This is a genomic window from Agromyces arachidis (genome assembly GCF_052805135.1).
The window spans coordinates 45,315-57,653 of the sequence record NZ_JBRBDK010000012.1; the positions used below are offsets into that span (position 1 = coordinate 45,315).

Consider the following 12,339-nt stretch of genomic DNA (forward strand, 5'->3'; position numbering starts at 1 on the left):
CCTTCGGCCAGTCTTGTCGCGTTCCGGGTACTGGGTTCCCTCGTCCGGGGCCGCCGTCCGGCGACCTGGCCCGAGGCTAGCAACGCCGTCTGATCAGGCCCTGTGCAGCGCGCGGCCGCAGGCCGCCCCGGCCGCCGACCCGCCGCGCGGTGCCCGGCGACGCCCGGCGATGCCCGTCGACGGTCCCCCGACGACGGGGAGGATCGCGTGCTCCAGGATCACCCGGCCCACGCCGGCGCCGTTTGGCAGCCGGTCGCGGAGGAATGGCAGCCGGCCGGGCGACGCCGTGCCGACCGTCGCGCGAGCATGGACGCATGGACTTCGACGACACCGCCGCCCTCATCGTGATCGACGTGCAGCAGGGCTTCGACGACCCGTACTGGGGCGAGCGCGACAACCCCGACGCCGAGGAGAACATCGGCCGGCTCGTGCGGGCGTGGACGGATGCCGCGCGGCCGATCGTGCTCGTCCGGCACGACTCGCGCACGCCCGGCTCCCCGCTCGCGGCCGGATCCCCCGGCAACGCCCTGAAACCGGTCGTCGCCGACGCGCCGCACGACCTGTTCGTGACCAAGCACGTGAACTCGGCGTTCTACGGCGAGCCCGACCTGCAGGCGTGGCTCGACGAGCGCGGCATCAGGCAGCTGGTCGTCTGCGGCATCCAGACGAACCAGTGCGTCGAGACGACCGCCCGCATGGGCGGCAACCTCGGCTACGACGTCGTGCTGCCGATCGACGCGACGCACACGTTCGAGATGGCCGGGCCCGGCGGCCTCCGCCTCACCGCGGCCGAGCTGGCCCGCGCAACCGCGGTGAACCTGGACGGCGGCGGGTTCGCGCGAGTCGTGACGACCGACGACGTCCTCGGCGGCTAGCTCGAGAGGGCACGGCATCGGCGGGGCGGCGGCCTCCGTTTCCCCGGGTTACGGCGGCGAGCGGATGCCGCGGCGCCCCCGGCTACCGTGTCCCCATGGCAGACCGCGAGTACGGCTTCAAGACCCGCGCCATCCACGCGGGCAACATCCCCGACGCCGAGGCGGGCGCCCGCGCGCTCCCGATCTACCAGTCGAGCGCGTTCGTCTTCGACGACACGGCGGATGCCGCGGCGCGCTTCGCGCTGCAGAAGTACGGCAACATCTACTCGCGCCTCGCGAACCCGACGGTGGCCGCGTTCGAGGAGCGCGTCGCGAGCCTCGAGGGCGGCCTCGGCGCCGTCGCGACCGCGAGCGGGCTGTCGGCGCAGTACATCACCTTCGCGAGCCTCGCGGGCAGCGGCGACCACATCGTGGCATCGGCGAACCTGTACGGCGGGTCGATCACGCAGCTGGATGTCACGCTCCGCCGCTTCGGCGTCGAGACGACGTTCGTGCGCTCCTCCGACCCGGCCGACTACGCCCCGTCGATCACCGAGCGCACCAAGGCGATCTTCGTCGAGACCATCGCGAACCCGTCGGGCGAGGTCGCCGACCTCGAGGGGCTCGCCGACGTCGCCCACGCGCACGGCATCCCGCTCATCGTCGACTCGACGATCGCGACCCCCTACCTCAACCGCCCGATCGAGTGGGGGGCCGACCTCGTCACCCACTCGGCGACGAAGTTCCTCGGCGGCCACGGCACCACGCTCGGCGGGGTCGTCGTCGAGTCGGGCCGCTTCGACTGGCACTCGGAGAGGTTCCCGCTGTTCGCCGAGCCCGTGCCGAGCTACGGCGGCCTGCAGTGGTCGGGCAACTTCGGCGAGTACGCGTTCCTCACGCGCCTTCGCGCCGAGCAGCTGCGCGACATCGGCCCGGCGCTCGCGCCGCACTCGGCGTTCCTGCTCGCCCAGGGCGTCGAGACGCTGCCGTACCGCATCCAGGCGCACATCGACAACGCCCGCGCGGTCGCCGAGTGGCTCGACGCCGACCCGCGCATCGAGCGCGTCTTCTGGGCGGGCCTGCCCGACCACCCGCACTTCGAGCGCGCCGGCAAGTACCTGCCCAAGGGGCCGGGTTCGGTCTTCAGCTTCGAGGTCAAGGGCGGCCGCGAGGTCGGCCAGAAGCTCATCGAGTCGGTGAACCTCGCCAGCCACCTCGCGAACATCGGCGACGCGAAGACGCTCATCATCCACCCCGCGTCGACGACGCACGCGCAGCTCACCGACCGGCAGCTCGTCGACGCGGGCGTGCTGCCCGGCGTCGTGCGCCTCTCGGTCGGCATCGAGGACGTCGAGGACATCATCGCCGACCTCGACCAGGCGCTCGCCGCCGCGACGCGCGACCGCGTCGTGACCGCCGTGGGCGGTGCACGATGAGCATCGCGAGCGACACCGCCGCGACCACGACCGAGACGGATGCGGCGGCAACCGACGTCGAGACGGTCCGCCTCGTCAACGGGCTCTCGTGCGAACTCCCCGCGAGCTCGCCGCTGGCGAAGCTGCTGAAGTCGCAGCGCACGTGGATCGGGCCGGATGCGAAGCAGCGGCTCCGCATCCTCGACGCGGCGGAGTCGATCGCGATCGTCGGCGCGTCGCCGAAGCCCCAGCGCTCGAGCTACTTCGTCGGCACGTACCTGCAGCAGTCGAGCGACTACAGGGTCTACTTCGTGAACCCGAACGAGACCGAGATCCTCGGCCGGCCCGCGTACGCGAGCCTGCAGGACCTGCCCGAGGTGCCCGACATCGTCGTGGTCTTCCGGCGCGGCAGCGACATCCCGTCGGTCGTCGACGAGGTCGTCGCCGCGGGCGCGAAGGTGATCTGGGTGCAGCTCGGGATCTGGAACGAGCAGGCCGCGTACGACGCCGAGGAGCGGGGCCTCACGGTCGTCATGGACCGATGCGTCAAGGTCGAGCATGCGCGCTTCCACGGCGGCCTGCACCTGCTCGGCTTCGACACCGGTCGGATCACGAGCCGCCGCGGCGGGCGCTGAGCGCTCCGCCGGTCGCCTGCGGGCTCAGGCCGCCGTGACCTCGATCGGCGAGCGGACGTCGAGACCGTAGGCCAGGATCGTGATGCTCGTGCCGTCGGGGCGCTCGAACGTGAACGCACGGTCGTCGAGCCGCTCGAAGCCGAGCCGCTCGTACAGGCGCTGGGCCGCGGCCATCTGCGGTCCGGTGTTGAGCACGACGCGACGGATGCCGCGGCTCGCCGCCAGGTCGACGACCCACCGGACGAGCACCTCGCCCACACCGCGGCCTCGTGCCGCCGAGGAGACGCCGAGGAAGCGGAAGTCGAGTTCGTCCGCGTGCCGCGCGACCGCCGACATGCGCCGGCCGGCGCGCGGCGTGGTGACCGTGCCGAGCACCTCGCCGCTCGCGACGTCCTCTGCGATCCACACCTCGTGCTCCCGCGCACGGTCGGCGACCGCCTCGATCTCGACGAGGTAGTCCTCGGTCAGGTCGAAGTCGGCCTCGTAGGCGCGCCGGACGAGTGCGCCGACCATGGGCGACTCGTCGTCGCGCATGAGACGCACGACGAGGCCGCCGGCGGGCGGCACGGCGTCGGCAACGGGATGGATGGGCATCCCGACAGCCTATGGCGACGAAGCTGGGCCGACTCCGTGAACGGGCCCGGTCGTCCGCAGGCCCTGCCGCACCCGCGCGCAGCCTCGCAGGATGTGCAGGATCTTGCACGTCCGCACCGGAATCCTGCGTCGCAGCGGGCGTACGCTGGACGGGTGACAGCGTTCGTCTCCGCCCTCGACCTGTTCTCGATCGGGATCGGGCCCTCCAGCTCCCACACCGTGGGGCCGATGCGGGCCGCCCGCACGTTCATCGAGGCCCTCGCGGCCGACGGCCGACTCGAGCGAGTCCGCCGGGTGACCTGTTCGCTGTACGGCTCCCTCGGCGCCACCGGCCTCGGTCACGGCACCCCCGACGCGGTGGTCGCCGGCCTCGCCGGGCTGACCCCGCACGACTGCGATCCCGATGAGGTCCGGAGCGCGTGGGAGCGGCTCGGGACCGAGGGCCGGGAGGTCCGCCTCGCCGGCAGCCATCCGGTCACCATGACCCGGGCCGACGTCTCGCTCGAGCCGCGCACGCGGCTCCCCGGTCACCCCAACGCGATGACGCTGCAGGCCTGGGGCGACGACGACGCGCTCCCCCTGGCGGAGGAGACCTACTACTCCGTCGGCGGAGGCTTCGTGCGCCGGGAGGGCGACGCGCCCGAGCAGGCCGAGGCGCTCCGGCATCCGCTGCCGTACTCGACCGCCGCCGAGCTGCTCGAGCTCTGCGACCGGCACGGGGTGAACTTCTGCGACGTCGCCTGGCGCAATGAGGTCGCCGTGCACGGCGAGGACGACATCGTCGCCGGCCTCGACGCGATCTGGGCGGCCATGGCCGAGTGCGTCGAGCACGGGCTGCGCACCGAGGGCACCCTGCCGGGCATCCTCAAGGTGAAGCGCCGGGCCCCGGAGGTGCGCCGCCGCCTCGAGGAGTACGACCGCGACGAGCACGTGCGCGACACCTCCACGGAGTGGCTGCACGCCTTCGCGCTGGCCGTCAACGAGGAGAACGCATCGGGCGGGCGGGTCGTCACGGCCCCGACGAACGGCGCGGCCGGCATCATCCCGGCGGTCGGCCACTACTACCTCCGGTTCGTGCCGGGCGCCGACCAGGAGGGCCTGCGCCGCTTCCTGCTGACCGCCGCGGCGATCGCCAGCCTGGTGAAGAAGAACGCGTCGATCTCGGGCGCCGAGGGCGGCTGCCAGGCCGAGGTCGGCTCGGCGTGCGCCATGGCGGCGGGCGCGCTGTGCGGCGTGCTCGGCGGCACGCCCCGCCAGATCGAGAACGCGGCCGAGATCGCGATGGAGCACCACCTCGGGCTCACGTGCGACCCGGTGGCGGGACTCGTGCAGGTGCCGTGCATCGAGCGCAACGCGATCGCCGCCTCGACGGCGGTCTCGGCGGCCCGACTCGCGCTGCACGGCGACGGCACGCACATCGTCTCGCTCGACACGGTGATCGAGACCATGCGGCAGACCGGGATCGACATGATGACCAAGTACAAGGAGACCAGCGAGGGCGGCCTCGCGGTGAACGTCATCGAGTGCTGACCGCTCGCGGCCGCGTGTCCCCCGGACGGGTCCCTTCCTCCGCCCCGCCGCCTCTGGCAAGGTATGGCGGGTGGACCCGAACATCGACCCGAACGTCATCGGCGGAGTCGGCGCCTTCGCGCTGATCATCTTCACGATCGTGTACCTCGCGACGATCGCGCTCAGCCTCTGGATCGGCTACCTGATCATCAAGGCGGCGGTGCGCAACGGCCTGCGCGAGCACACGCTCTGGCTCGAGTCGAGACGAGGCCCGCTGCGCTGACCGTTCCCGCGGGGCGGGCGGGTCAGCAGGCGCACGCGACGACCGGGCCCCCGGTCGAGACGTTCGTGAGCGGGTCGAGCGGATGCCGCTCGGTTCCGCCGTCGCGCTCCACCTCGAAGCCCTCGCGGGCCCAGTACTCGAACCCTCCGAGCATCTCCTTGACCGGGTGGCCGAGCGCGGCGAACGCGAGCGCCGCCCTCGTCGCGCCGTTGCAGCCGGGCCCCCAGCAGTAGACGACGACGGGAGTGCCCGGCGCGAGGCGCTCGCCGGCGAGGTCGGCGATACGCCGTCCGGGCAGGTGCACGGCGCCGGGGATCCGCCCGGCGGCCCAGGCAACCTCGCTCCGGGTATCGACGAGCACGAATCCGCGCGGGCCCCCGGCGAGCGCGGCGGCCACGTCCGACACGTCGGTCTCGTATGCGAGCCGCGCCCGGAAGTGCCGGACGGCGTCCTCCGGCGAGGCGACGTCGTCGAACAGGGCGGGTGCGGCGGAGGTCGTGGTCATGGGCCGATGCTCGCACCGGGCCGCCGCGTGCGCGATGCGGATCGTGCCGTCGATGAGCGAGATCCTGCCGAAGCGCAGGCCGGGGCACGAGCCGAGGCCGACGCCGGAGCCGAGGGCTCCGACCCGATCAGCTCGCGGCGAAGAACGCGGCGACGGCCGAGGCGAGGCCGGCCAGGTCCTCGACGTGCGCGAGCTCGCGCGCGGAGTGCATCGACAGCAGCGGCGGACCGACGTCCACCGTGCGGATGCCGAGGCGCGTCGCCGTGAGCGGCCCGATCGTCGAGCCGCAGGGGATTGCGTTGTTCGAGACGAACGGCTGCATCCCGACGCCCGCACGGCGGCACGCATCGGCCCAGAGCGCGGAGCCCGCGGCATCCGTCGCGTAGCGCTGGTTGGCGTTGAGCTTCAACAGCGGGCCGCCGCCGAGCACGGGCCGGTTCACGGGGTCGTGCCGCTCGGGGTAGTTCGGGTGCACGGCGTGGCCCGCGTCGCTCGAGACGTGCCACGACTGCGCGAACGCGCGGCGGCGGTCCTCGACGCCGGCCCCGAGGCCGGCGCCGATGCGCGTGAGCACGTCGTCCAGGAACGGCCCGCTCGCGCCGGAGCGCGACTCCGAACCCAGCTCCTCGTGGTCGAAGGCCGCCAGGACGCAGATGTGGCCCGCGTCGACGGGCGCCGCGAGCAGGGCGGTCAGGCCGGCGTGCACCGAGGTCAGGTTGTCCATGCGCCCGGAGGCGAGGAAGACGTCGCCGCGCCCGAAACGTGCGGGCGGGGCCGCGTCGACGACGTGCACGTCGTGGCCGGCGACCTCCTCGGGGTCGACGGCGGCGAGGCCGGCCAGGTGGGCGACGACGTCGGCCGGCTCGGGGCCGCCCTCGACGCCCCAGATCGGCTGCACGTGACGCTGCTTGTCGAGCGTGAGTCCGTCGGCGTTCACGCCCCGATCGAGGTGGATCGCGAGCTGCGGGATGCGCAGGAGCGGGCCCGTCGCGACGAGGTGCTCGGCGCCGTCGCGCGTGACCAGGCGCCCGGCGAGACGGAGTTCGCGGTCGAGCCAGGAGTTCAGCAGGGGGCCGCCGTACACCTCGACGTTGGCCTGCGAGAGCCCGGCCGAGGCGCTCGACGGGTTCGGCTTCAGCTTGAACGACGGCGAGTCGGTGTGCGCGCCGAGGATGCGGAACGGCGTCGTCGGCTCCGCCGTCGCGGGCTGGACCCAGGCGATCACCGCGCCGTCGCGCACCACCACCCGGCGCCCCGCGCCGGTCGGCCAGGCCTCGCGCTCGTCGAGCCGCTCGAATCCCGCCGCCTCCAGCCGGCGCGCCACCTCCGCGGCGGCGTGGTACGACGACGGCGATGCCGTCACGAATCCGGTGAAGTCCTCGAGGTACGCGTCGACGTCAGGGATGCCCATCCCTCCATCTTCGCGTACCGCGGCTCACGCGAAGCGCACGGTCGCCTGCAGGCGGGCGCGGACCTCCATCGAGTCGACCCCGCCGAGCTGCGGCGAGCCGGGGATGCCCTCGCGGATGGCGGCGGCCAGCCGCGAACGGCGCATCAGCACCACGGCCGCACCGCGATTGGTGCCGCCGACCTCGAGCGGAGCGGCGGCGTGCTCGTCGGGGACCACGATGACGAGCGCCGTCGGCTTCACTCGCGCCGGCCGGGTCACCGCCTTCGCGCGCGCCGCGAGCGCGCGGAAGGGTCGCTCGCCGTCGAGCGCCTCGCCGATCAGCTCGCCGCGCTTCAGCGCCACGGGTCCGCCCCAGTCCTCGGACTGGATGGCGATGAGCCCCGTCGGTCCGAGCACGAGGTGGTCGAGCTTCGGCGGCAGGCCGGGGCCCGCGGCATCCGTCGCGAGGTCGTGCCAGACCGTGTAGGCGATGCCGAGCGTCGAGAGGGCGCGCGCGGTCTCCTCCTCGGCGAGCGCGTCGGCGAGCACGTGGCGGATGTCGCGGGGCGCGCCGCGCACGAGCGCCGGGTCGTACGGGTCGTCGAGGGTCACGCCGCGGCCGGCCCACTCGCGGATGAGCGCGAGGTACCGTTCCCGCGAGAAGCCGCCCGGGTGCCCGTACGAGCGCGCGAGGGGCCGCGAGTCGCGCCGGGGTCGCGGCGCAGCCGGGGCGAAGGGGTCGTGGGGTGCGTCGGAGGGGGCGGTGGTGCGGATGCCCCGGTCGAACGCCGCACGGGCCTCCGGGGTTCCCACGAGCTCCCACGCCGCCTGCACGGCGTGGAAGCGGGCGGCGTCTCCCCCGGTGTCCGGGTGCGCGTGACGGAGCGCGCGCCGGTAGGCCAGGCGCAGCTGCGCGTCGTCCGCATCGGACGGCACGCCGAGCACCTCGTACGGGGAGGCGGAGAGGGGGCTGTCGGGCATGGGCTCGCTTTCGGTGCGTCCACGACACTACCGCCGACGGCCGGACGATCCCCGGATGCGCGCGTCAGTCGACGGGTCGCAGCATGCCGCCAGCCACGAGCTCGCGCACCGCGGAGCCGAGCTCGTCCCACAGGACGGTCGGGTCGACCTCGAGCAGGTGGGCGATCGCGTCGGAGAGCACGCCCAGCGGGAGCTCGCCGTCCGCCGCGCCGACGAGGGCGGCGAGGCCGGTGCCGGCGTCGACCGTGCGGCCGAAGCCTCCGCCCTGCCGCAGCAGGATGACCGTGGGCTGTTCCGCGCCAGGCCAGTGATGGCGCTCCTCGGTGACGTCGTCGGCGACCGCGACGCGCGCCGAGCGCAGTCCGAGGTCGTCGAGCGCCCCGATCCGGTCCATCGCCGCGACGCAGGCGGAAAGATGGGCGCCGAGACCGCCGGTCGCGTCGCCGAGCGGTCCGTGCAGGCGCTCCGCGCGCGCGAGCCGGGCCGAGTCGCCGGGTGCGGGCCGCCGGAGCAGGAGGTACCCGAAGCCGACGGATTCGACGCCGCGCTCGGCGAAGTCGTCGAGCCAGGCCGCGTACAGCGCTTCGAACTCGCGGCTGCCGGGCTGCGTGCCGCCGTCGCGGATCCACGTCTCGGCGTACTCGCCCGGGTCCTGGCGCTCGCGCTCGACCACCCAGTACTCGAGTCCGGCTTCGGCGAGCCAGCCCGCGACGCGCTCGAGCCCGTCACCGAGGTCGTCGCCGAGGTCGTCGCCGTGGCGGCGGTACTCCCAGTTGCCGAGCAGCTGGGCGATGCCGCCGGGCTCGAGGTGGTCGGCGGCGCCGCGCAGCACCGCCTCCACCAGCCCGTCGCCGACCATGCCGCCGTCGCGGTAGTCGTAGCTCGGCACGCCGTCGCGGCGGGGCGTGATCACGAATGGCGGATTCGACACGATGCGGCCGAAGCGGTCGGCGGAGACCGGCTCGTAGAGGCTCCCGTGGCGCAGCTCCACGTTCCGGATGCCGTTGAGGCTCAGGTTCAGCGCGGCGTAGCGCAGCGCCCGTCGCGAGACATCCGTCGCCACCACCCGGTCGCTGAAGCGCGACGCGTGCATGGCCTGGATCCCGCACCCGGTCCCGAGGTCGAGCGTCGTGGGTTCCCGACGCTGGATGAGCAGGCCGCTGAGCGTCGTCGAGGCGCCGCCGACCCCGAGCACGTGCGCCTCGGGGAGCGCGCCGCCCGTGGCGAGTTCCCCGGGGTCCGAGGCGATCCACCACTCGCCCTCGCCGACGGCGTCGGCGAAGGCGTACGGCCGCAGGTCGACGAGCGGCGCCGCCTCTCCGCCGCCGACGCGCACGAGACCGAGCCCCCGGGCGCCGTCCACGCCGAGCCGGGGCATCGCCGAGGCGAGGTCGCCGGTCGGGACCGGCATGCCGAGGATGAAGCATCGCACGAGGGTGGCGAGCGACGGCGCCTCGGTCGCCACGTGCGCGAGCGCTCGCAGCGCCGGCACGCGGTGCCCGCGACGGAGGGCGGCCCCGGGATGCGTGCCGTCGGCGGCCGCACCGCGTTCCCAGAGCGCCTCGATCCGCGCGACGGCGAACCCCGCCTCGCCGAGGTCGGCGGCGAGTGCCTCGACCGCGCCGGGATCGGGCGCGGCGACGGCATCGGCGGGGGCGTCCGGCTCGGTGCTCACCCGTCCATTCAACCAGCAGGGGCCGCCGGCATCCGCGGGAGCCCGAACGCCGGTCCGCCCCGTCCCGTCGCAGCCCTGTAACCCGGCCGACACACTCGCCGCGTACCGTCGGTTACGATCGGACGAGCGAGGGGAGGTCGCAGATGGCGGAGCCGACGCTGGAACGCCTGCGACAGGACGCACGCGACGAACTCGCCGCGCTCATCGAGCTGCGCTGCCGCCTGGGAGAGGATCCCTGGGCGTTCCTGCCCGAGTTGCCGTCGGTCGACGAGCAGGTCGTCGCCACGCTGCGCGAGGAGCGACTGCACTCCGAGCGGTGGAGTCCGGCGCGCGCCCGCGCCTATCACCCCACGGCCCGGCGCGGAGACGTCGCGCGATTCGAGTACGAGGTGCTGCGCGACATCGCGCTCGACCATCCCGAGCTGAGCAGCGCCGTCTGGGGCATGCTCGGCCGCGTGCCGTCCACCTGGTGAGGCGTCGCGGGATGCGTCAGCCCGCAGGCTCCGCCGCCTCCCGCAGCGCCTCGGCGGTGGTCACCGGCAGGGCGCAGACGAACTCGCGGCATCGGTAGGCGGTCGATCGGCCGCCGACCGCGACGCGTCCATCGAACAGCGCGAAGCCGGCGCGTGCGAAGGCGCGGGCCTGCCGCCCGTCGACGACGGTCGAGACGGATGCCGCGTGCCGCCGCGTCGCATCGACGAGCTCGTCGTCCGCTCCGGCATCCCGGCCCTCGGCGACGACGGTCACGAGTTGCACCAGCGGCGACGCCAGACGCGCCATGACCTCGAGCGCGCCCCCGAACGCGATCGGGCGGTCGAGCGCGATGCCGGCCACGGATCGCATCGCCTGTTCCGCCAGTGCGCGGTAGCGGTCGCCGGCCCCGAGGGCGGACAACAGGAACGCCGCCTGCGCGCACGCGGTGGGCCCCGACGGCATCGCGCCCTCGGCCGGGTCGGGCGGCAGCGCGAGGCCCTGGTCGGCGAGGACGGGGTCCGGCGGGAGGGCGAAGGGCCGGTCGGGTTCTCCGGCGGCGGCGGCATCCACGAGGTCGCGGCCGACCTGCGCGTATCGGACCTCGCCCGTGGCGAGCGCCAGTTCGATCAGGCCGACCGCCAGCATCCCGGTGTCCTCGAGTGTGACGACGGCATCCGAGAGCACGCCGTCGAGCGACGCGCGCGCGAGTCGCCGGTCGCCCCGGAGGTGCACGTCGAGCACGTGGTCCGCGGCCCGGCGCGCCGCCTCGACCGCCCGGTCGTCGCCCAGCACCCGGCCCGCACGGGCGAGCCCCGCGATCGCGAGCCCGTTCCAGCCGGCGAGCACCTTCTCGTCGAGCGCGGGCGGCCGCAGTTCGGCCCGCCCGGCAGCGTCGCGACGGTAGTACCCGCCCTCGCTGCGCTCCCCGTCGACCACGCTCTCGGAGTCCTGCGCACTCGCGAATCCGCCGTGCGGCAGCTGCATCCGGTCGACGAGAAAGGAGATGAGACCGTCCGCCAACGGAACGAGGTAGGCGGGTCGAGCGGGCCCGGACGCGAGGTCGGCGGTCACGCCCAGGAGCAGGGCGTTGTCGGTGAGCATGCGCTCGTAGTGCGGCTCGCTCCAGTCCTCCCGCGTCGCGTACCGGAAGAATCCGCCCTCCACGGGATCGCGGAGGGGCGACGCGCCCATGCGCTTGAGCGTCCGCTCGGCGAGTCGGCGGCCGGCGGGACCGGACCGTGCGAGGAACCCGAGCACGGGTGCGACGGGGAACTTCGGCGCCCCGCCGAATCCGCCGAACCGGCGATCCTCGGTCTCCGCGAGGGTGCCGACGGCCGCCCCGAGCGCCGCCGCGTCGGGCAGCTCGCCGGTCGTGTCGGTGACGGATGCCGCGGCCAGGGCCTGCCCGACGGCATCCGCGGTGCGATCGAGCTCGTCGCGCCGCTCGCGCCACGCCTCGTCGACCGCCGCGAGCACCTGTGCGAACGACGGAACTCCGCGCACCGGGCGCGGCGGGTAGTAGGTGCCGGCGTAGAAGGCGCGGCCGTCCGGTCTCGCGAACACCGTGAGGGGCCAGCCGAGCTGCCCGGTGAACGCGGACGCAGCGGCCAGGTAGGTCGCATCGACGTCGGGATGCTCCTCCCGGTCGACCTTGATCGCGACGAACCGGGCGTTCAGCACGTGCGCGATCGCCGGATCGCTGAAGGACTCGCGGGCCATGACGTGGCACCAGTGGCAGGTCGCATAGCCGATGGACACGAGGACGGGGACGTCTCGGCGGCGCGCCTCCGCGAAGGCCTCCGCGCTCCACACGTGCCAGTCGACGGGATTGCCGGCGTGGGCGCGCAGGTACGGGCTGAGCGCCGTGGCGAGCCGTTCCCCCATCGCTCCAGCGTAGGCGGCTCGGGGGTGGCGACGCGGAATCGTCGTTAAATGCGGAAGAGCCGCCCAGCTCTGGGCGGCTCTTCCTCAATGTATGTCCGGCGGTGTCCTACTCTCCCACAGGGTCGCCCCTGCAGTACCAT

At 74.0% G+C, this 12,339-nt stretch carries 12 protein-coding genes and 1 riboswitch; of the genes, 6 read left to right on the forward strand and 6 right to left on the reverse strand.

The window, feature by feature from the left end; translation table 11 throughout:
* Window positions 1–2: 2 nt before the first annotated feature.
* Window positions 3–69, reverse strand: a riboswitch (guanidine-III (ykkC-III) riboswitch).
* A 245-nt stretch (window positions 70–314) separates the two neighbouring features.
* The 3 genes from ACUY4T_RS13635 to ACUY4T_RS13645 all read left to right on the forward strand — a co-directional run bounded on the left by ACUY4T_RS13635 (window position 315) and on the right by ACUY4T_RS13645 (window position 2,904).
* Window positions 315–875: a cysteine hydrolase family protein gene (locus tag ACUY4T_RS13635; protein WP_446019507.1), complete on the forward strand. Its 561-nt coding sequence runs from the start codon at window positions 315–317 to the stop codon at window positions 873–875.
* 95 nt (window positions 876–970) lie between these two features.
* Entirely contained in the window at window positions 971–2,290 is a 1,320-nt protein-coding gene (locus tag ACUY4T_RS13640) for an O-acetylhomoserine aminocarboxypropyltransferase/cysteine synthase family protein (protein WP_446019508.1), read from the forward strand.
* Window positions 2,287–2,904, forward strand: coding sequence for a CoA-binding protein (locus ACUY4T_RS13645; protein ID WP_446019509.1), 618 nt, complete (start codon window positions 2,287–2,289; stop codon window positions 2,902–2,904). The genes ACUY4T_RS13640 and ACUY4T_RS13645 overlap by 4 nt, the downstream gene beginning before the upstream one ends.
* Before the next feature lie 24 nt (window positions 2,905–2,928).
* On the opposite strand, the gene ACUY4T_RS13650 is transcribed toward ACUY4T_RS13645, so the two are convergent.
* On the reverse strand, window positions 2,929–3,498 hold the full coding sequence (locus ACUY4T_RS13650; RefSeq protein WP_446019510.1) for a GNAT family N-acetyltransferase: 570 nt from the start codon (window positions 3,496–3,498) through the stop codon (window positions 2,929–2,931).
* 153 nt (window positions 3,499–3,651) lie between these two features.
* On the opposite strand from ACUY4T_RS13650, the gene ACUY4T_RS13655 reads away from it, so the two are divergent.
* Window positions 3,652–5,028, forward strand: coding sequence for an L-serine ammonia-lyase (locus tag ACUY4T_RS13655; RefSeq protein WP_446019511.1), 1,377 nt, complete (start codon window positions 3,652–3,654; stop codon window positions 5,026–5,028).
* Between the two features lie 70 nt (window positions 5,029–5,098).
* Complete coding sequence (locus ACUY4T_RS13660; RefSeq protein WP_446019512.1) at window positions 5,099–5,290, forward strand: hypothetical protein; 192 nt, start codon at window positions 5,099–5,101, stop codon at window positions 5,288–5,290.
* Between the two features lie 22 nt (window positions 5,291–5,312).
* Here the strand turns inward: ACUY4T_RS13660 and ACUY4T_RS13665 are convergent, their stop codons facing one another.
* The 4 genes from ACUY4T_RS13665 to ACUY4T_RS13680 form a co-directional block, all read right to left on the reverse strand.
* The gene (locus tag ACUY4T_RS13665) at window positions 5,313–5,795 is read right to left on the reverse strand and encodes a rhodanese-like domain-containing protein (protein WP_446019513.1); all 483 of its coding nucleotides are present in this window, start codon (window positions 5,793–5,795) and stop codon (window positions 5,313–5,315) included.
* Window positions 5,796–5,922: 127 nt separating this feature from the next.
* Window positions 5,923–7,206: a M18 family aminopeptidase gene (locus ACUY4T_RS13670; protein ID WP_446019514.1), complete on the reverse strand. Its 1,284-nt coding sequence runs from the start codon at window positions 7,204–7,206 to the stop codon at window positions 5,923–5,925.
* Window positions 7,207–7,230: 24 nt separating this feature from the next.
* Window positions 7,231–8,166: a DnaJ domain-containing protein gene (locus ACUY4T_RS13675; protein WP_446019515.1), complete on the reverse strand. Its 936-nt coding sequence runs from the start codon at window positions 8,164–8,166 to the stop codon at window positions 7,231–7,233.
* A 64-nt stretch (window positions 8,167–8,230) separates the two neighbouring features.
* A complete protein-coding gene (locus tag ACUY4T_RS13680) occupies window positions 8,231–9,841 on the reverse strand; it encodes a DUF7059 domain-containing protein (protein WP_446019516.1) in 1,611 nt (536 codons plus the stop codon).
* 143 nt (window positions 9,842–9,984) lie between these two features.
* Here ACUY4T_RS13680 and ACUY4T_RS13685 point away from each other — a divergent pair, with 143 nt between their 5' ends.
* On the forward strand, window positions 9,985–10,314 hold the full coding sequence (locus ACUY4T_RS13685) for a hypothetical protein (RefSeq protein ID WP_446019517.1): 330 nt from the start codon (window positions 9,985–9,987) through the stop codon (window positions 10,312–10,314).
* A 16-nt stretch (window positions 10,315–10,330) separates the two neighbouring features.
* On the opposite strand, the gene ACUY4T_RS13690 is transcribed toward ACUY4T_RS13685, so the two are convergent.
* On the reverse strand, window positions 10,331–12,199 hold the full coding sequence (locus tag ACUY4T_RS13690; RefSeq protein WP_446019518.1) for a thioredoxin domain-containing protein: 1,869 nt from the start codon (window positions 12,197–12,199) through the stop codon (window positions 10,331–10,333).
* Window positions 12,200–12,339 lie beyond the last annotated feature (140 nt).

Excerpts from the sequence above, each read along its gene's own strand:
- ACUY4T_RS13635 (WP_446019507.1), top strand. The coding sequence starts at position 315 with ATGGACTTCGACGACACCGCCGCCCTCATCGTGATCGACGTGCAGCAG.
- ACUY4T_RS13640 (WP_446019508.1), top strand. The coding sequence starts at position 971 with ATGGCAGACCGCGAGTACGGCTTCAAGACCCGCGCCATCCACGCGGGC.
- ACUY4T_RS13645 (WP_446019509.1), top strand. The coding sequence starts at position 2,287 with ATGAGCATCGCGAGCGACACCGCCGCGACCACGACCGAGACGGATGCG.
- ACUY4T_RS13650 (WP_446019510.1), bottom strand. The coding sequence starts at position 3,498 with ATGCCCATCCATCCCGTTGCCGACGCCGTGCCGCCCGCCGGCGGCCTC.
- ACUY4T_RS13665 (WP_446019513.1), bottom strand. The coding sequence starts at position 5,795 with ATGACCACGACCTCCGCCGCACCCGCCCTGTTCGACGACGTCGCCTCG.
- ACUY4T_RS13670 (WP_446019514.1), bottom strand. The coding sequence starts at position 7,206 with ATGGGCATCCCTGACGTCGACGCGTACCTCGAGGACTTCACCGGATTC.
- ACUY4T_RS13675 (WP_446019515.1), bottom strand. The coding sequence starts at position 8,166 with ATGCCCGACAGCCCCCTCTCCGCCTCCCCGTACGAGGTGCTCGGCGTG.
- ACUY4T_RS13685 (WP_446019517.1), top strand. The coding sequence starts at position 9,985 with ATGGCGGAGCCGACGCTGGAACGCCTGCGACAGGACGCACGCGACGAA.
- ACUY4T_RS13690 (WP_446019518.1), bottom strand. The coding sequence starts at position 12,199 with ATGGGGGAACGGCTCGCCACGGCGCTCAGCCCGTACCTGCGCGCCCAC.